Source organism: Caminibacter profundus, assembly GCF_054657155.1.
Genome location: NZ_BAAHXC010000001.1, coordinates 260504 through 284118 on the forward strand (window position 1 = coordinate 260504; position 23615 = coordinate 284118).

The 23615-nt window shown below is 27.1% G+C and carries 22 protein-coding genes; 13 read left to right on the top strand and 9 right to left on the bottom strand.

The genetic code is table 11. From position 1 onward, the window contains the following. Window position 1 precedes the first annotated feature (1 nt). The 6 genes from ACYQ1U_RS01380 to ACYQ1U_RS01405 all read left to right on the top strand — a co-directional run bounded on the left by ACYQ1U_RS01380 (window position 2) and on the right by ACYQ1U_RS01405 (window position 8992). On the top strand, window positions 2-3109 hold the full coding sequence (locus ACYQ1U_RS01380) for an efflux RND transporter permease subunit (protein ID WP_459883460.1): 3108 nt from the start codon (window positions 2-4) through the stop codon (window positions 3107-3109). Then, window positions 3110-4324, top strand: a complete 1215-nt coding sequence (mtaB, locus tag ACYQ1U_RS01385) for a tRNA (N(6)-L-threonylcarbamoyladenosine(37)-C(2))-methylthiotransferase MtaB (RefSeq protein ID WP_459883462.1) — start codon at window positions 3110-3112, stop codon at window positions 4322-4324. Continuing rightward, window positions 4311-5792 carry an AAA family ATPase gene (locus ACYQ1U_RS01390; protein ID WP_459883464.1) on the top strand — a complete coding sequence of 494 codons (1482 nt, stop codon included), beginning with the start codon at window positions 4311-4313 and terminating at the stop codon, window positions 5790-5792. The genes mtaB and ACYQ1U_RS01390 overlap by 14 nt, the downstream gene beginning before the upstream one ends. Then, on the top strand, window positions 5779-6303 hold the full coding sequence (bioV, locus tag ACYQ1U_RS01395) for a pimelyl-ACP methyl ester esterase BioV (protein ID WP_459883466.1): 525 nt from the start codon (window positions 5779-5781) through the stop codon (window positions 6301-6303). Before ACYQ1U_RS01390 ends, bioV begins: the two co-directional genes overlap by 14 nt. A gap of 1 nt (window position 6304) precedes the next feature. Beyond that, complete coding sequence (locus ACYQ1U_RS01400) at window positions 6305-7429, top strand: calcium:cation antiporter (RefSeq protein ID WP_459883468.1); 1125 nt, start codon at window positions 6305-6307, stop codon at window positions 7427-7429. Between the two features lie 489 nt (window positions 7430-7918). Then, on the top strand, window positions 7919-8992 hold the full coding sequence (locus tag ACYQ1U_RS01405; RefSeq protein ID WP_459883470.1) for a TRAP transporter substrate-binding protein: 1074 nt from the start codon (window positions 7919-7921) through the stop codon (window positions 8990-8992). Window positions 8993-9221: 229 nt separating this feature from the next. On the opposite strand, the gene ACYQ1U_RS01410 is transcribed toward ACYQ1U_RS01405, so the two are convergent. Genes ACYQ1U_RS01410 through surE form a run of 3 tightly spaced genes read right to left on the bottom strand, consistent with a single transcriptional unit; the run spans window position 9222 to window position 11825 of the window. Then, a complete protein-coding gene (locus ACYQ1U_RS01410; protein WP_459883472.1) occupies window positions 9222-9848 on the bottom strand; it encodes a ThiF family adenylyltransferase in 627 nt (208 codons plus the stop codon). Further along, window positions 9845-11047 (bottom strand): YcaO-like family protein, encoded by a 1203-nt coding sequence (locus ACYQ1U_RS01415; RefSeq protein WP_459883474.1) that lies wholly within the window; start codon window positions 11045-11047, stop codon window positions 9845-9847. The genes ACYQ1U_RS01410 and ACYQ1U_RS01415 overlap by 4 nt, the downstream gene beginning before the upstream one ends. Continuing rightward, window positions 11040-11825, bottom strand: a complete 786-nt coding sequence (gene surE, locus ACYQ1U_RS01420) for a 5'/3'-nucleotidase SurE (protein WP_459883475.1) — start codon at window positions 11823-11825, stop codon at window positions 11040-11042. The genes ACYQ1U_RS01415 and surE overlap by 8 nt, the downstream gene beginning before the upstream one ends. Before the next feature lie 38 nt (window positions 11826-11863). Here surE and ACYQ1U_RS01425 point away from each other — a divergent pair, with 38 nt between their 5' ends. Both ACYQ1U_RS01425 and gpmA read left to right on the top strand, forming a co-directional pair. Continuing rightward, window positions 11864-12376 (top strand): stationary phase survival protein SurE, encoded by a 513-nt coding sequence (locus tag ACYQ1U_RS01425; RefSeq protein WP_459883476.1) that lies wholly within the window; start codon window positions 11864-11866, stop codon window positions 12374-12376. Between the two features lie 19 nt (window positions 12377-12395). Then, a complete protein-coding gene (gpmA, locus tag ACYQ1U_RS01430; protein WP_459883478.1) occupies window positions 12396-13085 on the top strand; it encodes a 2,3-diphosphoglycerate-dependent phosphoglycerate mutase in 690 nt (229 codons plus the stop codon). On the opposite strand, the gene ACYQ1U_RS01435 is transcribed toward gpmA, so the two are convergent. The 5 genes from ACYQ1U_RS01435 to ACYQ1U_RS01455 all read right to left on the bottom strand — a co-directional run bounded on the left by ACYQ1U_RS01435 (window position 13077) and on the right by ACYQ1U_RS01455 (window position 16946). Continuing rightward, window positions 13077-13814 carry an ABC transporter permease gene (locus tag ACYQ1U_RS01435; protein WP_459883479.1) on the bottom strand — a complete coding sequence of 246 codons (738 nt, stop codon included), beginning with the start codon at window positions 13812-13814 and terminating at the stop codon, window positions 13077-13079. The genes gpmA and ACYQ1U_RS01435 overlap by 9 nt on opposite strands. A 143-nt stretch (window positions 13815-13957) precedes the next feature. Continuing rightward, window positions 13958-14719 carry a thrombospondin type 3 repeat-containing protein gene (locus ACYQ1U_RS01440; RefSeq protein WP_459883480.1) on the bottom strand — a complete coding sequence of 254 codons (762 nt, stop codon included), beginning with the start codon at window positions 14717-14719 and terminating at the stop codon, window positions 13958-13960. Window positions 14720-14737: 18 nt separating this feature from the next. Then, window positions 14738-15217 (bottom strand): hypothetical protein, encoded by a 480-nt coding sequence (locus tag ACYQ1U_RS01445; protein WP_459883481.1) that lies wholly within the window; start codon window positions 15215-15217, stop codon window positions 14738-14740. Between the two features lie 72 nt (window positions 15218-15289). Next, window positions 15290-16330, bottom strand: a complete 1041-nt coding sequence (locus tag ACYQ1U_RS01450; RefSeq protein ID WP_459883482.1) for a sensor histidine kinase — start codon at window positions 16328-16330, stop codon at window positions 15290-15292. Next, on the bottom strand, window positions 16320-16946 hold the full coding sequence (locus ACYQ1U_RS01455) for a response regulator transcription factor (protein ID WP_459883483.1): 627 nt from the start codon (window positions 16944-16946) through the stop codon (window positions 16320-16322). Before ACYQ1U_RS01455 ends, ACYQ1U_RS01450 begins: the two co-directional genes overlap by 11 nt. Before the next feature lie 61 nt (window positions 16947-17007). On the opposite strand from ACYQ1U_RS01455, the gene hisD reads away from it, so the two are divergent. Both hisD and ACYQ1U_RS01465 read left to right on the top strand, forming a co-directional pair. After that, a complete protein-coding gene (gene hisD / locus ACYQ1U_RS01460) occupies window positions 17008-18297 on the top strand; it encodes a histidinol dehydrogenase (RefSeq protein ID WP_459883484.1) in 1290 nt (429 codons plus the stop codon). Then, the gene (locus tag ACYQ1U_RS01465; protein ID WP_459883485.1) at window positions 18294-18713 is read left to right on the top strand and encodes a hypothetical protein; all 420 of its coding nucleotides are present in this window, start codon (window positions 18294-18296) and stop codon (window positions 18711-18713) included. The genes hisD and ACYQ1U_RS01465 overlap by 4 nt, the downstream gene beginning before the upstream one ends. Before the next feature lie 97 nt (window positions 18714-18810). Here ACYQ1U_RS01465 and rpsO read toward each other — a convergent pair whose 3' ends face one another. Further along, entirely contained in the window at window positions 18811-19086 is a 276-nt protein-coding gene (rpsO, locus tag ACYQ1U_RS01470) for a 30S ribosomal protein S15 (protein ID WP_459883486.1), read from the bottom strand. Between the two features lie 103 nt (window positions 19087-19189). On the opposite strand from rpsO, the gene ACYQ1U_RS01475 reads away from it, so the two are divergent. The 3 genes from ACYQ1U_RS01475 to flhA are packed head-to-tail and all read left to right on the top strand — an operon-like array spanning window position 19190 to window position 23615. Beyond that, the gene (locus tag ACYQ1U_RS01475; RefSeq protein WP_459883487.1) at window positions 19190-20980 is read left to right on the top strand and encodes a hypothetical protein; all 1791 of its coding nucleotides are present in this window, start codon (window positions 19190-19192) and stop codon (window positions 20978-20980) included. Between the two features lie 42 nt (window positions 20981-21022). Then, window positions 21023-21439 carry an RrF2 family transcriptional regulator gene (locus tag ACYQ1U_RS01480; RefSeq protein ID WP_459883489.1) on the top strand — a complete coding sequence of 139 codons (417 nt, stop codon included), beginning with the start codon at window positions 21023-21025 and terminating at the stop codon, window positions 21437-21439. Beyond that, a complete protein-coding gene (flhA, locus tag ACYQ1U_RS01485) occupies window positions 21429-23615 on the top strand; it encodes a flagellar biosynthesis protein FlhA (RefSeq protein WP_459886359.1) in 2187 nt (728 codons plus the stop codon). The genes ACYQ1U_RS01480 and flhA overlap by 11 nt, the downstream gene beginning before the upstream one ends.

Consider the following 23615-nt stretch of genomic DNA (forward strand, 5'->3'; position numbering starts at 1 on the left):
GATGAAAAAAATAATAGAATTTTTTATAAAAAAGCCAGCATTTACTCACACATTATTTTTTATTGTTATAATTTCGGCTATTCTTGCATATAGAAATGTTGCTAAAGAGTTATTTCCTCCTGCAACTTTAGATAAAATATTAATTCAAGGAGCCTATTCAGGAGCAAGTCCACAGACTCTAAATAAAATGGCAGTTATTCCTATTGAAGATGAGCTAAAAACTTATCAAGAAGTAGCTTCAATTGAGAGTGTAATAAGCAATGGAAATTTTGTAATTACTGCAAATTTAAAATCTGGTGTTAATAAATTAGAACTTTTGAGTGAATTTAAAACCATTACTGCAAATGTTAAAAAAGATCTTCCAAGTGATATGAATGAGCCTACAGTTACAATTGCTAAAAAAGCATTTCCTTTGATGTTTATTTCAGTGGCAAGTAATACTTTAAATAAAGATGAATTAAAGAAAGTTGCAAATGAAATTAAGAAAAATCTTACTGCTCTTAAAGATTTAACACAAGTAGATATAAGAGGGGATAGCGATAAAAATATCTATTTTATTTTAGATAATCAAAAAATTGAAAGTTTGGGCCTAGATAAAAACCTTCTAATAAATACCCTCTCAGGCATTAATACAATATTTCCTATAGGAAAAATGGAAGAAAATAAACACTATTTTGTTTCTATGTTTCCTCAAGGAATTAAAGACTTTGAAGAAACAATTTTAAAGGTTGGAGATAAAATTGTAAGACTTAAAGATATAGCAAAAATTGTAAAAGAATATGAAAGGCCCACTCAAATTGGAAAATATAATGGTATTCCAAATTTAACAATTGATGTAAGAAAAGGTGAGAGTGGTGATGCTATTGTTTTAAGTAAAAAAATAAGAGAAATTTTAAAAGAGTACCATAAATCTCATCCTGAAGTTACTTTTGGTATATCAACTGATACTAGTAAATGGGTTAGAAATCGTTTTAACACAGTTGTAAGTAATATAATTTTTGGACTTATTTTAGTGTTTTTTGTAATGTGGATTTTTTTAAACTGGAGAATTTCATTAGTGGTTACTATTGGAATTCCAACTTCATTTGCAATTGCTATTATTGCACTTGATTATCTTGATTTTTCACTTAATTTACTTTCAATGCTTGGGGCTCTTATAGCCTTAGGTATGATTGTTGATGAAGCGATAGTAGTAGGTGAGAATATATATCGTCATATGGAAATGGGAAAAAGTAAACTTCAAGCTGCAGTTGATGGTACTATTGAAGTATTTTGGCCAGTAGTGGTAGCAGCTACCACTACAGTTTTGGCTTTTTTGCCTATGCTTCTTATTAAAGGTGAAATAGGAGTATTTATAAAAATCTTGCCTGTTATGATTACTGTTTTAATTTTAAGTTCGCTTTTAGAAGCGTTTGTATTTTTACCACTTCATTCAAAAGAGATATTAAAAATTTTGCCAAGTAAAAAAGAAATTTTTTGGGAGAAGTTTCAATTAATTTATATGAAAATGTTGAGGTTATTTTTTAAGTATAGATTTATATCTCTTGCATTTTTTTTAATTTTTTTGCCTATTTTACTTGGACTTGGATTTAAACATTCGAAGTTTCAGCTTTTTCCTGATTTTGATGCTAGTCAAATATATGTAAATGGGAGTTTAGATAGTAATTATACAATAACACAAACTTCAAAAGCTATAGAGCCTATTGAGAAAGTATTAAGAAAATATTTAGGAGATGATGTTGAAGGATTTACGACAGTTGTTGGTATGAAAATGAATAATAGAGGAGAGGCTAATACAGGTGAGAATTATTTTCATATTTTTGTAGACTTGAATGATAAAAAGCCAACAGATTTTTATAATAAATATATTGCACCTATATTTCAACCAATAAAGGTAGAAACTCAAACAAGAGTACATTCTTCTTGGGAACTTGCTAAACTTATAAAAAAAGACCTAAATTATACAAAAATACAAGGTTTGAAAGAATTAAATGTAATTATTCCACAAGCAGGTGTAGTTAAAAGTGATGTTGTTATAAGTATAGCTGGCAATTCTCAAGAAAAAATATTAAAAGCAATAAAAACACTTGAGAGTAAAATAAAAAATATAAATGGTGTGTATAATATTTATGATGATGCAGAACTTGGTGCATATGAAATTAAAATAAAAGTAAATGAATATGGAGAGAAACTCGGTTTTAATGAAGTTAATATTTATTCAATGCTTAGAGGTTTTTTTGGTGAAAGTGAAGTAGCAAAAACATTTAATAAAGATGGAATAGTTAAAATAATTATAAAAGACAAAAACAAAGATTCATTTAATCAGTTAGTACATTTTAGGTTGAACATTCCAGGAACTAATCAAATGATAGAACTTAATAAAGTTGCAAACTTTGAAATAAAAAGAGAATTTAAAAAAATCCATAAATATGATGGTATTGCAGCAAAAAGTGTGTATGCAAGTTTAGATAAAAAAATTATAACAACTGCTGAGTTTTACAAAAAAATTGCGCCAGTTCTTGAACAAATTAAAAAAGAAGATTTAAAAATTATAATAGGTGGTGCGGCAAAAACTAGTAAAGAGTTTATAAAAGATTTAAAAACGGCTTTAGTTATAGCACTTTTACTTATTTTCTTGATATTAGTATTAATGTTTAATTCAATATTACTACCATTTGTAATAATTTCAGTTATACCATTATCATTTTTAGGAGTGATTATAGGAAATATGATAATGGGAATGAATATGACTATGCTTGGAATGATAGGAATAGTCGGACTAGCAGGAGTTGTTGTGAATGATGGTATTGTAATGATTGATTTTATTAAGAGGGCAAAAAATTTAGATGAACTTTTAAAACTTGCATCATATAGGCTTCGTCCTATACTTCTTACATCTATTACAACATTTTTCGGATTAGCTACTCTTATGTTTTTCCCATATGGTCAAAGTGCTATTCTTCAACCTCTTGCTATTGCACTAGGTTTTGGTATTATGTGGGGAACAGTTCTTAATCTATTTTATTTGCCATTATTTTATTATATACTTAATAAAAGTAAATTATTAAATAAAGAAAGCTTATTTAAAAAAATATTAAAAAGGAGTTAGGTGAAAGTTTTTTTTAAAACATTTGGATGTAGAAGTAATATTTACGATACTGAGCTTATGAAAAATTTAATAGATGCAGAAATTGTAAAAAATGAAAATGAAGCAGATGTAATTGTCATAAACTCGTGTACTGTTACTAATTTTGCTGATAGAGACCTTAGACAGTATATTAATAAATGGCAAGAGAAAAAAATTTTTCTTACTGGTTGTGCTGTTTATACACAAGGAGAAAAATTATTTAAGGAAAATAAAGTTGATGTAGTATTTGGGCATAAATATAAAGAGCAAATAAATAATTTTTTAGATAAAAATAGATATATTGAACTTGGAGATTTTAATTTTATAAATCAAAATAGGCTAAATTACTATGACAAAACAAAAGCATTTATCAAAATTCAAGAAGGATGTGATTTTGAATGTGCTTATTGCATTATTCCAACAGTTCGTGGTCATTCAAGAAGTATGGACGAAAAACTTATTTTAGATGAGATAAAAGCTTTAAAAGATTTAGGAATTAGTGAGTTTGTATTAACTGGTATAAATATGGGTAGTTTCGGAAAAGATACTGGTACAAGTTTAGCAGAGCTTATCGAAAACATTAGTAAAATTAGAGGAGTTAAAAGAATTAGACTAGGAAGTCTTGAACCTAGTCAAATAACAGATGAACTAATAGAACTTACTCAAAATGGTATACTTGAAAAGCATTTACACATTGCACTTCAACATACAAGTGATAAAATGCTTAGAATTATGAAAAGAAGAAATAGGGTATCTAATACTTTATCTCTATTTGAAAAATTAGCAGACAAAGGACTAGCTTTAGGAACTGACTTTATAGTAGGACATCCAGGTGAAAGTGAAGAGATTTGGGAAGAGGGGCTTGAAAATTTTAAAAAGTACCCTTTAACTCATATTCATGTTTTTCGCTATTCTCCAAGAAATGGTACTATTAGTGCTACTATGAAACAAGATGTACTAGGAGATATAGCGAAAAAAAGAGCGAAAATATTAGAAGAAATTGTAAGAAAAAATAATTATAATTTTAGAAAAAGAAAAAAGGAATTACTAGTTCATATTGAAGAGTTTAAAGATGGTTACTCAATAGGATATGATGAGTACTATAATAAAATGAAAATAAAAAAAGAAATTCCAAAAGGAGAGTGGGTGAGAGTAAGTGATTACCAGGTAAAGGAAGATATCAATGTCAAAGAATAACAAAAATATTTTAATAACAGGTGCAGTAGTTACTATTTTAATAGGACTATTGATTGCTGCTGGCATTAAGTCAGGTAATTTAAATTTTGGAGTATTGTTTTCACAAATTTTAGGAGTTATTATAGTTTTTGCATTTTTTATCTTTTTTATACTTTTAATTAAAAAAATGGCACCCGAGCCTCAATCTCCAGGGCGAGTTCAAGTTGAGATGAATACAGGAATTGAAAAAGACTTTTTAATAAAGCCAATTACCTCAAACGTTACTTTTAAAGAAGTAGCAGGTATTAATGAAGTAAAAGAAGAACTTGTAGAAATTGTAGATTTTTTAAAAAATCCTGAGAAATATAGAAATTTTGGCATAAATCTTCCAAAAGGGGTGCTTTTAGTAGGACCTCCTGGTGTTGGTAAAACTTTAATAGCAAAAGCACTAGCAGGGGAGGCAGGAGTTCCTTTTTTTTATCAAAGTGGTAGTAGTTTTGTTCAAATGTACGTAGGAGTTGGAGCAAAGAGAGTAAGAGACCTTTTCTCTCGTGCAAAAGCAATGGCTCCAAGTATTATATTTATTGATGAGATAGATGCAATAGGAAAAGCTAGAGGTAATCTTAGAAATGATGAGAGAGAAGCTACATTAAATCAGCTTTTAACAGAAATGGATGGATTTGAAGGAAGTGAGGGAGTTATTGTAATTGGTGCAACAAATAAGGTAGAACTACTAGATGAAGCATTGCTTAGACCCGGTAGGTTTGATAGAAGAATTTTTGTAGAACTTCCAGGACTGAAAGATAGAATGGAAATTCTTAAAGTTCATTTAAAAAATAAACCTTTTAAAGGAGATTTAGAAAAAATTGCAAAAATGACAGTAGGTTTTTCTGGAGCAGCTCTTGCTAGTTTAGTTAATGAAGCGAGTATTTATGCTTTAAAACAGGGTAAACCTTTTATAGAAGAGAGTGATTTTTATGCAGTAAAAGATAAAGTGTTGATGGGGAAAAAGCGTCTAAATACCTACTCACCAAAAGAGAAAGAGATATTAAGTTATTATCAGGCAAGTAAAGCTGTAATTGCTGATTGGCTAGGAGTTGATTTTGAGAGAATAACTCTAATGAAAGATGATTTTAAAGAGGAAGATAAAGAGATTATATCAAAAACAGAAATCATGAGTAAAATTGAAACATTACTAGTTGGAAGAATTGCAGTAGAAGAAAAATTTAATGAAAAATATTCAAATGCTTATAAAGATATTAAAAAAGCACGTGAGCTTGCTGTTAAAATGATTAAAGATTATGGAATGGGTGAAAGCGTTGTTGGTGATGATAGCGAAATTGCTAAAGTTTTAGATGAAGCATATAAAGAAGCAAAGTTGTTATATGAAAGTAATCTTCCTATAATAGAAAAAGTTTATGAAAAAATTTTAAAAGATGAGATAATTCACAAAGAAGACATAAGAAAAATTAGAGATGAAATATTTTAGTGGGTTTTGTTTATGCGAAGAGAGAGAATTATTTAAATATTATTTAGAAAATAAAGACTTTGTAGTTGCAGGATTTAGTAAAGGTGCGCAGGATGCAGTGAAATATGTCTTAAACACTACTTATAGAATAAATAAGCTACAACTTATATCTCCTGCTTTTTTTGATTATGATGAAAAAATTATTAATTTAAATATTGCTGCTTTTAAAAAAGATAAAAATAGTTATATTAAAAATTTTCTTACAAAAGCAGGAGTTAGTGAATGGAGAATTGAAAATGGAAAATTGAGAATGGAGAATAAAGAATTTAAAATTTGTGATTGTAGTGTTGAAGATCTAGAGAAATTATTAAGATTTGATTGGAGAGAAATAGAGAAAATTAAAAGTATAAAAATAGAAGTTTTTTTAGGGGAGAATGATAAAATTATTAATGTAAAAAAAGCATATGAATTTTTTACAAAATTTGCCGATGTCTATTTTATAAAAAAAGCAAATCATTTTTTAAGGAGTTAGTTTGCACCCCAAAGAGAATAAATATATAGAAGTTTTTAAAGATTATTGGGATATAATTGTAGGATTTTTCAGCTTGCCATTTGCAATTATTTTTCATATACAAGGAATGAGTGTTTTAGCTACTATTTTTGCAGCTATAGGAATAGGTAGTTTAGCAGTTACTATTTCTGAAATTGCTGAAATTTTAGCCGAAAGATTTGGTGAACCATTTGGTAGTATGATATTAACTTTTAGTGCCGTATTAGTTGAGATTTTAATTTTATTTATGGTTGTTTTAGAGGCTAGAGAGCATCCAGAGGTTCTTGAGACTGTAAAAAATGGTATAATAGCTACTGTTATAGTTGATTTGAATGCACTCTTAGGACTTGCTGTATTTGTAGGTGGACTTAGTTTTAAAGAACAAGTTCATAACGAAGATACTTCAGCTAGCTATACAACAGTACTTTTTGTAGCAGCTGCAATGTTACTTGTGCCTACTACTATTTCTCTTCATTCAAGTGAAGATGCACTTTTTAAAGCAAGTTTAATTATATCATTACTTTTAGCAGTATTTTACTTTTTTATTTTTAGGTTTCAAACAGAAACACATGTTCACTTTTTTAAATTCAAAAAAAGAAGTAGAGTTAAAAAATATTTAAAAAATGAAGAAAACGATGATTACTATTTTGATAGAAAAAGTAATTTATTTAATATTTTCTTTTTAGTCTTTTTATTGGTTTTGATAGGATTTCTTTCAGAAATTTTTGCAAATGATGGTGTAGTTGTTTTTGATAATTTTGGCTTGACTGTAGGATTTGTTGGGATTTTAATTGCATTTGTAACAGTTGCACCAGAACTTTTTACAGCAATTAGAGCTGCTAAGAATGATGAAATGCAAAGAGTAATTAATATTGCTATGGGAGCTAGTACTGTTTCAATTCTTTTAACTGTGCCTGCGCTTATTTTCTTATCAATGCTTGCTGGGATAAAGCTCACTTTAGATTTTACACCACTTCAGGTAGGTGCTTTGCTTCTTACAATTTTACTTGTTTGGAAAACAACAGAAAATGGAGAAACAAATTATCTAGAAGGACTTTCTCATTTAATGATTTTTTTAAGTTATGCAGTAATAGCAATATTTTATTAGTTAATTAAAGAGATAAATATAAATGCATAAAGTAAATATTGAATTGTTTTTAATATTTTGTAATCTTCAATATTAAAAATATAATTAGTAATTTTTTTCATTAAGGTTTCCTTTTTTTGAAAAGGAAGCAAAATTTATTCCAAAAATTATTTATAAATAGTTTATTGTAATAATGTATTTTAGTTGATCAAAAAGTCAACTATTTTTTTTATTTTAGTTTAGTCTAATTCTACTGCTAAAAATATTTTTTTTGAAAAAGTCACATTAACTTTTTGTAGTTTAATTTAAGTGGAGAATATTAAATAGAATATTTTTTATAAGTAATATAAAAGTTTTGATTTTTAGTAGTCTTTTTAATTTACTGTTGTTAACATATTTATTTCTTCTGGTGATAGATTTTCTTTTTGAGACAATATAAACTTTTTTTTTTATTAACTATTTGGTATTATTTATTGGTAAATTTAATTATTTTTTAATAAAGGAGAGAAAATGGATAGAAGAAAATTTTTAAAAACTGCAGGAGTTGGAGCAGTAGTAAGTGCAGCTTTTACTACAAATCTTTATGCAAAAACTAGAAAAACATTAAAAGTGTGCTTATCTTGGCCAAAAACACTTCCAATTATGGGAGAGGGTATTTTTTATTTTGCAAAAAGAGTAAAAGAGTTAACTGACGGAGCTTTAAAAATTAAAATTTATGGTGCAAATGAACTGGTACCTGCTCTTGGTGTTTTTGATGCTTGTAGTAAAGGTTTAATAGATGGATTCCACTCAGGTCCATATTATTGGAAAGGTAAAAATCCAGCATTTTCTTTATTTACTGCTTATCCATTTGGTATGGTGGCTGATGAGATGAATGCTTGGCTTGATTTTAGTGGAGGAATGGATATTTGGAGAAAATTGTATGCTAGATATAATCTAATTCCATTTAAAGGTGGAAACACTGGAAATCAAATGGGTGGATGGTTTAGAAAACCAATAAAATCGCTTAATGATCTTAAAGGTCTAAAAATGAGAATCCCAGGACTTGGTGGAGAAGTTATGGCGGCTCTAGGGGTGAAACCTACAAATATTCCTGCAGGAGAACTTTATACTGCTCTTGAGAGAGGTGTAATTGATGCTACTGAATGGGTAGGGCCTGCACTTGATCTTAAAATGGGATTCTATAAAGTAGCAAAATATTATTATTCAGGATGGCATGAACCAGGAACAAACCTTGAGCTTACATTTAATAAGAAAAAATTTGAGCGCCTTCCAAAAGAATTTCAAGCTGCTATTGAAGTTGCTTCGAATGATATGAATGCAAGAATGCTTGCACAGTTCCAATATGAAAATGGAGTTGCTCTAAAACAAATTATGAATGGTAAATATGGAGTACATTTAGGAAAATTCCCTGATGATGTAAATGAAGCTGCTAAGAGGGCAATTAAAAAAATCTTAGAAGAAAATGCAAATAAATCAAAAGACTTTAGAGAAGTTTATGAAAATATTATGAGTTTCTTTGAAACTACAAGAAAATGGACTGATGTTGGAATGAAAGCATATCTTGATATGAGGGATAATTAATTTTCCCTTATATTTTATACTAATATTAATATCAATTGAGAATGGAGAGTTAAAGTGTCATTGGTGTATTTGTTATTGGTTGATTAGTTTTTATATACTAATTACCAATACACAAATATACAAATAACAAACTAAAAATGAAAAGTTGAGAGGGAATATACAATTTACTCAACATATTAAGAAAATATTAAAAAACTCAAGGTTCTAAATTAATCATTATAAATTTGTATTACGCATACTTTTTAAGTATTTCACTACAAATAGCATAACCAAAAGATCCTGTAACTCCAATAAAACTTCCCATATCACATTTTATTGGCTTTTCTGTTGAATAGACTACTTTAAAGTCTTCTAAGAAGTTTTCTTTTTTTAATTTGTCTCTAATTTTTTTAGCAAATGGGTCAGTATGTGTTTTCCAAATACTATCAACTTTAATTTTTGTTGGGTCTATTCTTTTTGCAGCACCCATAGATGAGATAATTTTAGGATAAGCTTTTTTAATTAAAGATATTTTTGCATTTAAATCATCTATTGCATCTATGATAATATCAAACTTTTCAAAGTCTAAATTTTGAATACTTTCAGGTGTTAATTTTATATCAATTGGTTTAATTCCTGGATATAGTCTTGCTAAAACTTCAACTTTTTTTTCTCCTACAAACTCGCTTCCAATTTGGCGGTTTTGATTTGTAATATCAAAAACATCATAATCAATTATAGTTATGTTGCTAACTCCACTGCGATATAGACAATTTAGAACATGTCCACCAACTCCACCAACTCCACAAATTAAGACATTTAATTTTTGTAATTCATTAAATTTACTAAATAACTTTTTGCATCTATCAAATCTCAACTTAATTCCTTTGCAAGATTTTGTATATTTTCAAATGTTTTTGAAATATTATATCCTTCGTATAATTCATCGATCATTTCGATTGTATAAGGTTTGTCAAAAATAACTCCAATAAAATCACCAATATTCCAAACACCATATTCATAAAGCTTATCAATTATTTTATTTTTATTTGAGCGACTTAATATATCTTTTCTTAAAAACTTGCCTCTGTTTATATTGTTGTAGGCCAAATCTTCTATAGGATATACTTCACTAATACTAGGAATTATTAAATGCAAAGCTATATAATTTTTATATCTATAAATTCTAATAAATTCATCTTCTTTAAATACATCAAGACTTTCAAAATTCCATTCAGTTGTATTAAAATATGGTTTTTTAAAAAAGTTTGAGTGAACATCACCGCTTAAGTCTATGAAATGTTGGGTTAGATTAAGAGGACTTTTAATATACTCAATATCATCTAAAATCTTACCTCTTTTTTTAAGTTCTGTTTGTAAAAGTTCTGAATAAGCTTTTTTTATAGCTATTTCTCTATCTAAATCACATCCAAATGCTAAAATAATCTCATCATTTTCTATAAAACTTGCAGCCATTACTGGATATTTTTCATCAAGAGTTGCATCATAAATTTGGAAGTAATCATTATTAAGAGGATGTGAGACCTTTGGAAGGGGAAGTCCATATTTAATAACCTGAAACTTTACAAATCTCTCAATTACTTCACATTTTGCATTATAATAAGCTTTTTTTAGTGTAGTATGAAAAGCCATTCCGTTGCTTGCATAGAGGTTATGAATAATATTTATTGGAAAATAAACAATTTCACCAGTTTTTACATTGCTAAAAGGAATTGAGAGGATATCAAAAATATCAGAGTTAAAGTCAAATAAATCTTCTTTTTCAAGGTTTTGTATTTCATAAAAGTCATATAGCTGTGTATTTAGGAAATTATTTGTAATTATTGCATCAGAATAGAGCCCATTTATATAGTACTCTTCTAAAAAATTTCTAGTTATTATTCTTTCACACATTTCACCATATGCACTATTTAATGCTTCAGTTTCACTAAACCCTTTACCAAAACTTGAAAATGGAAAGTTTGTAGAATGCAAATCTACTTTGTATACTCCATTTGTAGTAGTTTTGTGATGGAGTGTTGTTTGTATATTTAGTTTTTTTAATAAACTATTCATCAATTTCCCATTGTTCATTTTCTTTTTTTAATTTTTCAAGAGCTTCATATCCCGTCATATCAAGTTTTATTGGTGTAATTGATACGTATCCATTTTTTATTGCATCAAAGTCAGTTCCTTTTTCTTCTTTGAATGCTAAAGGATGAAGCCCTATCCAGTAATACTCTTCGCCTCTTGGGTTTAAATGCTTATGCGCATCATTTCCATAAAGTCTATATGCAAGTTTTGTAGCTTTGTAGCCTTTTATTTTTTTTGTATTTGGAATATTAATGTTTAAAATATGACGATGAGGTATTGTGATTTTTCCATAAAGTACTTTTTTTGTAATGTCACGGGCAATTTTTTTTGCAACTTCCCAATCTACTTCTGTTTTTGGTGAATCAAAGCTTTTTAGAACTTGTGAAAACGCAATTGAGGGAATTCCATGGACTGCACCTTCCATTGCACCACCAGCAGTTCCTGAATATGTAACATCTTCTCCTAAATTTGCTCCATGATTTATTCCACTGAGTATCAAATCAGGCTTTTCTCCATTAAAAAACTCTGGAAAAGAGAGATAAATACAATCTGCAGGTGTTCCATCATCAAGCTTATAAAAATTTTCATCTACTTTTATAAATCTAAGAGGCTTTGTAATTGTTAGAGAATGGCTACATGCACTTTTTGGGAAAGCTGGGGCTGCTATGTAAACCTCTCCCAAATCTTTTACAGCTTCAATTAATGTTTGAAGACCTTTTGCTTCAAAAGAATCATCATTTGTTATTAAAATTTTTTTCATTTATTTCCTTTAGTATAATTTCATCAAAAAGGTTTTATATGGATTATAAACAATACCTAAGGGATGATATAGGTTTTAAAATTTTATCAAATTACCCATTTTATTTAGCTGATATTGAGGAAAATTTTGAAAAGTTTAAAAATAGATTAAGTGAATATGATGTGGGAGTATGGATAAAAAATGAAAAATGTAAAATGAAAAGTGAAAAATTAAAGATGGATGATTTGAGGGTTTTTAATGCATTAGGGGAGGAGCTTAGTTGGGAGGATATAGTTTTAAATTACATGAAATCTCTTAACAGCTTTATTAGAGAACAAATTGGAGTTTGTATAAATAAGTCTATTCCTAGGGTTATTGATAATGAATTGACTTATTTAATAATTCAGAGAAAAGATTATAAAGACTTTAATGAAAATTTTTTTATTGCAATTGATGGAGAAGTTATTTTTCCAATGATTACAAAAGAGTTTGATATAAACCTTGCAATTATTAAGCTTGTTGAGTGGAAAAATAGGGCTAGTATTAAAAATTTGGTAAAATTTCAAAATTAATTTTTCATAAAGGGTGAATATGGCTAAACTTGTATTAGTTAGACACGGAAAAAGTGAGTGGAATAAACAAAATAGGTTTACTGGATGGGTAGATGTTGATTTAGCTCCTGAGGGGATTGAAGAAGCAAAAAGAGCTGGGCAAAGACTAAAAGAAGCTGGGTTTAGTTTTGATGTATGTTTTTCTTCATATCTAAAAAGAGCTATTAAAACAGGAATTATTATTTTAGAAGAGTTAGATTTATTATGGATTGATCATATTAAAGACTGGAGATTTAATGAAAGACATTATGGCGCATTAACTGGACTTAACAAAGATGAGATAAAAGCTGAAGTAGGAGAAGAAAAATTTTTACTTTATAGAAGAAGCTATGATGTGCCACCTCCACCACTAAGTGTTGATGATGAAAGACATCCTAGATTTGATCCAAAATACAAAAACTTTCCAGCTGAACTTCTTCCAAGCACTGAAAGCCTCAAAGATAATCAAAAAAGAGCAATGGCGGCATTTCATGAAAGAGTAGCCCCACTTTTAGTAGATGGTAAAGATGTGCTTATTACTGCTCATGGTAATACTATTAGAGGTATGGTAAAAGAGCTTGACGGAATAAGTGATGAGGATATTCCAAAATTTGAAATAGCAACAGGAGTACCAAGAGTATATGAATTTGATGAAGCACTTCATATTAAAAATGTTTATAATTTAGATTAATTCGTCAAAAAATCTTTTGATTTTTTGACGGATAAAAAACAGACTTCCAAATAGTGCACTAAATAAATTTATACTTACTAGCATATAAGTGATTACTATTTGATAAGTTATAGCTTGAAAAGGACTGGCTCCTGCAAGAAGCATACCGGTAGTAATACCAGGTATTGCAACAACTCCAATAGTTTGAAGTGTATTATTAACAGGAATTAAAGCAGCCTTTATTGCTTCACGCTGCATTATTTTAAGAGCATCAGTATATTTTGCTCCAATTGCCACAAAAGCTTCAATTAGTTCTTTTTGAAGAGTGATTTCTCTTTTTAATCTTTCAATTGTTAATGTATAAGTATTTAGTGAATTTCCTATAATCATTCCAGCAATTGGAATAAATTCATTTGGCTTTAGAGAAATTATGTTAAATACTATTAAAATTGAAAGAATTATAATTGAAGATAAACTAAGACTTAAAAAGGCAGCTTTATAAGAATAATTTGTACGTTTTTGAGCTATATATGATGAGTATAAGAGCATAAAAGTTACTACAGGTATATAAAAAAAGGGATTTTTAATTTTAAATAAAAAACCAAGAACAAATCCAAGTGCAGTTAATTGAAGTAATGCTCTTATAGAGTTTTTTAAAATCTCTTTTTCTATACCTATTTTTAATTTGTAAGTAATTATACATGGTATTATAATTAAAATAAAACTTAAAATTATTAAAGAAAAGTTCATTAATTGCCTTTTTATGCATAATTTTATCACAAAAAATGAAAATATTGTTTATAGTAAAAATATTATGTTAAATAAAATAACAAAAATTATACTTTGAATATATAAAACTTAAGGTTCCAAAAAAAAGAAGGAAGCTTGAATTCTTAGAAACTATATCCTAAGCTTCCAGTAAGAGTATAATTTTGTGATTCTTCCATATCAAAAGATGAATCAATAGTTATTCCTATCTTGTTTGTAATAGGATAAAATAGAGTTAGTCCTGCATATTTATACCACTTAGAAGAGTTATATGCTGAATTTTCAGTATATACATATGGAGATACATAAAGTTTTTTATAAAAAGTCCCAATATTTAGAGTAATAGTATCTTTTGGATTTGTACCAGTTTCTCCATAAATTTTGTGTTTCTCACTTAAACTAATATTAAACTTTTTAAAGTAATAAGAACCTTTTATTACAAATGCATAATCTGTTTTTTTATTATAATTAGTTGGTAAATACATTTTTACACCTGCTTTAATTGATGTATTTTTAGTTGAAGAGTTATAATAATAAATAGACCATATTAAGTCATTTGATTTATACCCATTACTATCATCTTTTATAGAATAGAATATACTTGTTTTTATATTGTTTTTTTTAGCAGATATGGAAGTAAAAATTATTTTTGAATCATTATAAGATTTGTACTTATCATATTCATATCCAATATTTAGATTAAATTTTATGTTTTTTTTCTTTAATTTTTTTAGTTGAGTTGTTGAGCATCCATATTTATTTACTGTTTCTAAGAAAGGGGTATTAGGACATTTATCTAAATTATCAGGTACCCCATCTAAGTCACTATCTTTTACTGCACCAAAACATATAAGGGCAGCAGCCCCTAATAAAAGTATTTGCTTCATGTGCTTCCTTTATCAATATTAGTCAATTTCGTTATGTTCAATTTCGTTATGTTCAATTTCGTTATGTTCAATTTCGTTGTGTTCAATTTCGTTGTGTTCAATTTCGTTGTGTTCAATTTCGTTGTGTTCAATTTCGTTGTGTTCAATTTCGTTGTGTTCAATTTCGTTGTGTTCAGCTTCATTATTTTCAATTTCATTATTTTCAACTTCATCTTTTTCTAGTTCTTTATTATTTTTATAAGTTTCTTTTTCTATGTTATTAGTATTTTTTTCATGCTCTATATTATGCTTTTCTGCTAAAGCTTTTATAATTTCAGCTCTCTCTTGTTCTTTTAGTTGTTTTATTTCATTTTTTAATTCGTTCATTTTCTCAATTCTTTGTTCAAGAGGTAACTTTTCTATATTTTGAATTTCTTTTTCTATTTCTTGTGCTGTAAGTGCGAATGATTGAGTAGCAAGTAATCCTAATGTAATTAATGATAACGTTATTTTTTTCATTTTTCACTCCTTAGTAATTTTTTTCTTAATAAAAGTATAAATAAAAAGTGTAAACGTTTTGTTAATGTTTTGTTAGCAATATCTTTTTAAATCAAGTATAACAGTTGTACCTTTTTCTTTTTGAGACTCTATTTTTATATCTATTTTGAGTTCATCACATAATTTTTTTACAATATTCATTCCTATACCTGTGCCTCTTTGAGACTCTTTATAAAATCTGTTAAATATTTTTTTGGGGTTTTTAATTCCAATTCCACTATCTTTTATAAATAGTTTTTTATCTTTTAAAAAAATTTCGATACTTCCGTTTTTTTTGTTATATTTAAATGCATTGCTAATAATATTTTCTAAAATTGAATTAAAAGCATTTTTATTGATAGTTATTTTATAGTCTGCTGTATTTGAATATTTTATATTAGGATAATTGGCTGAGTAAAATTTTAATTTTTCATCAATTAATTCTTTAATATTGAAAGTTTCTATTTGATTAGGATTATTTGACAAAAAGATTTGTAGATTTTGTTGATATTTCAGAATTGTTTTTATGGTTTGTTCTATTTTGTTTATTCTGTCGTGTTCACCAAACTCTTTTTTTAATAAAAATAAATTTAATTTAAGTGTAGTAAGAGGAGTATTTAAATCATGTAAAATGTCTTTTATAAAAGTTTCATTAATTTTATATGCTTCTTTTAATGGGATTAATAAAATATATACAAATATTATTGTAATTAATAAAATGGCTAGAAACTCTATAAAAAACTGTTTTAAAATTTTATTTTTTACTTTTTTTAATTTTTTGTTATATAAATCTTTAGAGATTGATAATTTTAGAAAGTGTTTTTTTAACTGGGGTAACTCAAATAACATATAAAAGGTTTTTTCATTTTTTTCAAGTGTAAAAGGTGTTAAGTTATTAGCTTTTTTTTCAAAGCTTACTTTAATATTTTTACAGTTTAGTTTATAAGAACAAATTTTTAAGCTTTTTTTGATATTATCTATTAAAAAATGCTTTTCTTTTTTATATTCGTTATAGTTTATTATACTAATTAATATTAAAAGTAAACTAAATATAATTAAAAAGCTATAAATTAAAAACTTTTTTTCAAATTTCAATTGTATATCCTTCTCCTCGTATGTTTTTTATATCAATTCCAAGTTTGTTTTTTAATTTTGCGATATTTACTCTAAGGGTTACATCACTTTGAGAATTTGTTAAATTTAAAAGTTTTTCTTTTGGAACAATTTTATTTGTATTTGTGATTAGTTCATGAAAAATATCTTTTAATACGTATCCAAGAGATATTATTTTACCTCTTTTTTTTATTTCTTTATTTATTGGGTCATACTCTATATCTTTTATCTTAATTATTTTTTTATTTTTTAATTTTGCATTTATTCTTATTAGTAATTCTTCTGGTTCAAAAGGTTTTTTTATATAATCTTCAGTACCCACATCAAATGCTTTTGACATAGTATTTAGATCAGTTAGAGCAGTTATACAAATAGTTGAAGTTGAGTCATTTGCTTCTCTTAAATTTTTTAAAACTTCAATTCCATTTTCATCTGGTAAATTAATGTCAAATATATATAAATCATAATTATTATAGAATGTTTTTTCATATGCTTCAGAAGCATTTGAAGCTATATCTACATCATAATTTTCAAGTGATAGAATTTCTTTTAATGTTTGGGCTAGATTAAAATCATCTTCTAATAGTAAAATTTTCATTAACAACCTTTTTATTTAATTATAACATTTTTGATACAATTACTTAAAAAAAAGGCAAGTTATGAAAATACTTGATATAAATAACTCTGAATTTAGAAAAGAGTTTGAGGTAATTTTATCTAGAGGTAAAATGGATATAGCAAATGTAGAAGAGATTGTAAAAAATATAATAAATGAAGTTAAAACAGAAGGAAATCAAGCGCTTTTTAGACATATTGCAAAGTTTGATAAATGGGAACCAAAAACTAACAGTGACTTAGAAATTAGTGATAAAGAAATGAAAAAAGCATATGAAAATCTTAATGATGAATTAAAAAAAGCACTTCATTTAGCATATGAAAGAATAAAAGCATATCACGAAAAACAACTTCCAAAATCTTGGCTTGATTTTGAAGAAAACGGTACAATACTTGGGCAAAAAGTAACACCTGTAGATAGGGCAGGGGTATATGTTCCAGGTGGAAAAGCTTTTTATCCAAGTAGCTTGCTTATGAATGTAGTACCAGCTATTGTAGCAGGTGTAAAAGAGATAGTAGTAACTACTCCTGTTATAGAAAATAAACCAAATGAGTTATTGCTAGGAGCTTTATATATTTGCGGATGTCCTAGGACTTTTAAAGTAGGGGGTGCTAGTGCTGTTGCGTCTTTAGCTTATGGAACGGAAACTATACCTAAAGTTGATGTAATTACAGGACCTGGAAATATTTTTGTAGCAACTGCAAAAAAACTTGTATATGGAGATGTAAACATTGATATGATAGCAGGACCTAGTGAAATTGGAATTATTGCAGATAGTAGTGCAAAACCAAATTATTTAGCTATTGATTTACTCTCTCAAGCAGAACATGATGAGATGGCAAGTAGTATTTTAATAACAAACAGTAAAGAAGTTGCTAAGAGTACAGCAATTGAGGTTGAAAAATTTTTAAAAGAGCTTGAAAGAGAAGAGATCGCTAGAAAGTCAATTGAAGAGAGAGGAGTTATTATTGTTACAAATACAATTGATGAAGCAATTACTCTTATGAATGAAATAGCTCCAGAACATCTTGAAATAATGACAAAAAATCCATTTGAGTTACTTCCAAAAATTAAGCATGCAGGAGCAATTTTCTTAGGTGAATATACTCCAGAACCAATAGGAGATTATATAGCTGGACCAAATCACACTCTTCCAACTGGCGGTACGGCTAAATTTTATTCGCCTTTGAATGTTGAAATTTTTATGAAAAAAAGTTCAATTATTTCGTTTAGTAAACATGCTATTGAAGAGATGGGAAAAGAGTGTGCAATTTTAGCTAATACTGAGGGACTTACAGCACATGAAAAATCAGTACTTGAGAGACTTAAGTGATAGAAAAAATTAGTAACTTTTTTATTTCATTTATTCCTAAAAGTCCTCTTTTTTTTCTTTTGTATCTTTTTTTATTTGTTATAGCTTCGGTTTTGTTTATAATATTATTATCAAAGCCAAAAAAAAATAAGAAACAAGAAAAAGAAAATAAAAAACTTACGATTGAAGATCTATTAAAGATAGCTAAAAATCCAAAATCAACTACTGATGATTTATTAAGAGTTTTTATTCTTTTTAATGAAAATTTTAAAATTGAGGAAAATGAAGATAAAGCATTTGAATTATTTGAGAAAGCTTTAAATCATAAAAGTAGGAATAAAGCACTGTTTGATTTTTTTCATGGGATATTGTTACCAAAAAATATAAAATACAAAGATAAATTAGATGAAATTGAAAGAAAAGCGTTAAATAAATAATAAAAAATTTTTAACTAATAGCAACATATCAGTTTATAAATTGCTGTTTTATAAAAGTGGCAGGCTCTATAAATTAAAAAACAAAAAAGAGAAGAGATTAAACTCTGTCTCTAAGGTTAAGAGCTGTAATAACTTCAAGATACTTGTCGTGGTCTTTTTTCTTTAGATATCTCATAAGTCTTTTTCTTTGACCAACTAGTTTAAGTAAACCTAATCTACTTGAATGGTCATGTTTGTGCTTTTGTAAATGTTCATTAATTTGATTGATTCTTTCAGTCAAAAGTGCAATTTGAACTGCTGGACTTCCAGTATCATTTTCGTTGTTTCCGAATTTAGCGATAATTTCTCTTTTTTTCGCCGAATCCAAAGCCATTTTAGCCTCCTGATTGGTAAATTTCATTTTCATGAAATGAAAGTATATCTGTTTTTTAATAAAAAAGCAAATATTTGATAAAATTGCATAAAAAAGGAAATAATTGAGAGCATTAATTTTTTTAGTTTTTTTTATGATAAATCTTAATGCTTATAAAAATGTATTAATATTAAACTCATATTCAATTAAATTTGCTTGGACTAAAACTGAACTTGAAGGTATTTTAAATCAAATTAATGATAGGAAAGATTTAAAAATATATATTGAGTTTATGGATACTAAAGTATTTAGACCAACAGTTATTAGACTAGCAAATTTTTATGATTATTTAAAAAATAAATATCAAAATAAAAAATTTGATATTGTAATAACAACTGATGATAATGCATTAAATTTTATACGAAAATATAAAGAGACTTATCTTTTTAATAAGTCAAAAATATTTTTTGCAGGAGTTAACAATTTAGAGCTTGCTAAAGTTTTGGATAAAAAAGTGTTTGCAGGGGTTTTTGAAAAAAAAGAACCTCTTGTTAATTTAAAATTTATAAAAAAAATTGATCCTAAGATTGATACAATTTATGTTATAGCTGATAATTCAAATTCAGCAAAATCTGTAATGAAAGAATATAAAAATGCTTATAAAAATATTAAAAATATAAAATTTATTTATATTAATGAGAAAAACTTAGATAATGTTTTAGAACAAATAAAACTTTATTCAAAACACAGTGCTATGATGCTTTTAACTCCTTTTAGTTTTTGTCTTAATAGTAGGCATATAAACTATAAATATTCAATTGTACTAATTTCTCAATACTTTAACAAACCAATAGTAATTCATACAGACTTATTAGCTAATATTGAAAAAACAAATATTGTAGGAGGTAAAGTAACTGATGCTTTCTCTCAAGGTAGAGAGGTTGCAAAAAAAGTAATTGATTACCTAAATGGTAAAGATATGAAAAGCATAGGGTTTACATTTGAAAAAGCTAATAAAATGTATTTAAATGTAAAAAACCTTAATAAATTTGGAGTGAATGCGTATAAGTTAAATTTTGATAATGTTGTTTATGTAAATAAACCAAATAGTTTTTTTGAAATTTATAAAGAGTGGATAATAAGTTTTGGTGTTTTGTTTTTTACTATTGTTGTAATTGTAATTATTCTTTTTATAAAAAATGTTCAGTTAAAAAAATATAATAGTAAAATTAAAAATATGAATAAAACTTTAGAAGATAAAATCCAAGCTGCTATTGATGAGATAAAAAAAAGAGATAAAGAGATTAGTTTGTATAAAGAAGAAGCGTTTAGAAGAATTATTAATGGCATTATTTTTCAGCTTAAATATCCAATAAAAAAATTAGAAACATTGGATATAAATAATGAAGCAAAAGAAATGGTCGAATTTCTTTCAAATAAAATTGATGAATTTGAAAAAATATTTGTAAATGATGAAAAAGTAAATTTTTCAGTAAAAAATTCTATAGAATACATTGTGTCTTTAGTTAAGCCTTATTTTGATTCTTATAATATAAAAATAAAAATTATAGGAGATGATTTTTATATAAATGCCAATAGAGTTATGTTTGAACAGATGTTTATTAATTTTTTAAAGGGAACTAAAATATTTTTTGAAGAAAATGGTATAGAAAGTCCTGAAATTAATATTATTTTAGATTCAAAAACAAAAACGATTAAAATAGAAGAAACAATTTTTGGACTTAAAAGAGAGTTTTTTGAAAAGATTATGGATTCGACTATGGTAAAACAAATAAGTAAACCTCACTCTTTTGGAGTTTATTTTTCAAAAATAGTACTCGAAAATTTTTTAAATGGAACAATTAGTTTAGAAAACTATAAAAATAATGTTATTTTTAAAATAACACTCTTATAAAAAGGATAGTTTTTGTATAATTTTAAAAAAAAAGGGTTTTTAATGTTATTTACAAAGTCAACTGCGTATGCTTTACAAGCACTAATTGAACTTTCAAAATTTGATAAACCTGTAGATGTAAATAAAATCTCAGAATTAACTGATCTTCCAAAACCTTTTTTAGCAAAACTTTTACAAAACCTTTCAAAAAAAGGCTTTGTACGTTCATTTAAAGGAATACATGGGGGATTTATTTTAGCAAAAAAACCTGAAGAGATAAAAATAGCTGACGTATTTAGAGTATTAGAAGATAAAGAATCATTTATATTTTATTGTTCTTCAAATAAAAAAGACTGTACAAGAGATAGAAGTCATGTTTGTTCACTTTGGCCTTTTTTTGCTAAAGTAGAAAAAGAAGTTTCTAAAATTTTAGAAGAATATACATTAGCTGACGTAATAAGGATGAGAACTGTTAAATAGACTTAAAAAAACTTTACGTTTATTTAGTGAAGTTACGGATTTAGGGGTAGTAGCATTTGTTTTTGCTATTTTATTAATTATTATTGTTCCACTCCCAAGTGGAATACTTGATTTTTTTCTTACTATTTCTTTATCTGTAGCAGTTTTGATTTTAATGCTTTCTTTATATATTCCAAGACCTACTGATTTTACAACTTTTCCTACTATAATTTTGATAGTTACTTTATATAGATTATCACTAAATGTGGCTACTACTCGTATGATTTTATCTAAAGGATATGAAGGACCTGATGCAGTTAGTAATATAATTACTGCATTTGGAGAGTTTGTTATAGGAGGAAATTATGTAATTGGAATTATTATATTTATTATTTTAGTTGTTATAAATTTTATGGTTGTAACTCAAGGGTCAACAAGAGTTGCTGAAGTTGCAGCAAGATTTACACTAGATGCAATGCCTGGTAAACAAATGGCAATTGATGCTGATTTGAATGCTGGTCTTATTGATGAAAATGAGGCAAAAAGAAGAAGAGAAGAATTAATTAAAGAAGCAAATTTTTATGGTGCAATGGATGGGGCTAGTAAATTTGTAAAAGGTGATGCAATTGCAGGTATTATTATTACAATTGTTAATATTATTGCTGGTTTTTTAATTGGAGTTTTTCAGCATGGACTTGACTTAGCTCAGGCAGCTGAGACTTATACTATTTTAACTGTTGGAGATGGATTAGTTGGTCAAATACCGGCTCTTATGGTGTCTACGGCAACTGGTATAATAATTACTCGTGCTACAAAAGATGAAAGTAATTTTGCAGAAGGTGTTATAAAGCAGCTAGTTAGAGACTTTAAAGTTGTTTTGATTGTTGGGATAATTGTGATATTTATGGCATTTATTCCAGGATTTCCAACTGGTAGTATGCTTTTTGTAGGAAGTGTATTTTTAATTGCTGGATATTTGATGATGGAAACTCAAAGAGGAGTAGATCCAATAAGTGAAATTTTAAATAAATTTAGAAAAAAACCAAAAAAACAGCCTCAAAAATTATCTGATAAAGATAAAAAAGAAAGTGCTAAAGAGACTAAAGAAACTAAAAAATCTCCAGAAGAACTTGCAAAAGAAGAAGAAAAAGTCCTCGAAGATATTTTAAAAGTTGAACTTCTTGAACTTGATATAGGATATCAGTTAATAAAAATAGCTGATCTAAATCAAGGAGGGGATTTACTTGACAGAATTAAAGCAATGCGTAAAAAAATTGCTGCAGATTTTGGTTTTTTAGTTCCTCAAATTAGGATTAAGGATAATTTAAATATTGGACCGAATGAATATCAAGTGCTTTTAAAAGGAGTAGAAGTAGCAAAAGGTGAAATATATCCTGATAAATTTTTAGCAATGTCTACTCCAATGGTGATAGAAGAGGTTGAAGGTATAAAAGTAAAAGAGCCAGCTTTTGGAATAGATGCTTTATGGATAGATGCTGATAAAAAAGAAGAAGCACTTATGAATGGTTATACTGTAGTTGATCCATCAACTGTAATTGTCACTCATATAAGTGAAGTAATTAAAAAGTATGCAGAAGAACTTTTAACTCGTCAAGATGTTCAAGCACTTCTTGATAGAGTTAAAAAAGATTATCCAGCAATTGTGGAAGATGCCTTAAAAGTTGCAAATATTGGATTAATTCAGAGAGTTTTAAAATCACTCCTTCATGAAAAAATTCCAATTAAAGATATGATAACTATACTTGAGACAATTGCTGATATTGCAGAGTATACTAAAAATATTGATACTATAGTAGAACATGTACGAAGCGGACTAAGTCGTGTAATTACAAGACTTTATGAAAGTGAAGATGGTACTCTTAAATTAGTTACTTTTGATGCGCCAACTGAGCAGTATTTACTATCAAAGTTAAAACAACAAGGAGAGAATAAGCAATTTATGTTAACAGTTGCTGAAATGAATAAATTAGTTGAAGAAGTTAGTAATGCTGCTAATGAAATTGTTAATAAAGGTATAGCACCAGTTGTATTGATAGTAGACCCACTTATTCGAAAACCTTTAGCAGAAATACTTGAGAGATTTGGAGTTGATGTAGTAGTATTATCACATGCTGAAATAGACCCAAATGCAAAGTTTGAAGTACTTGGAAGTATAAGCATAAATTTTAATAGTTAA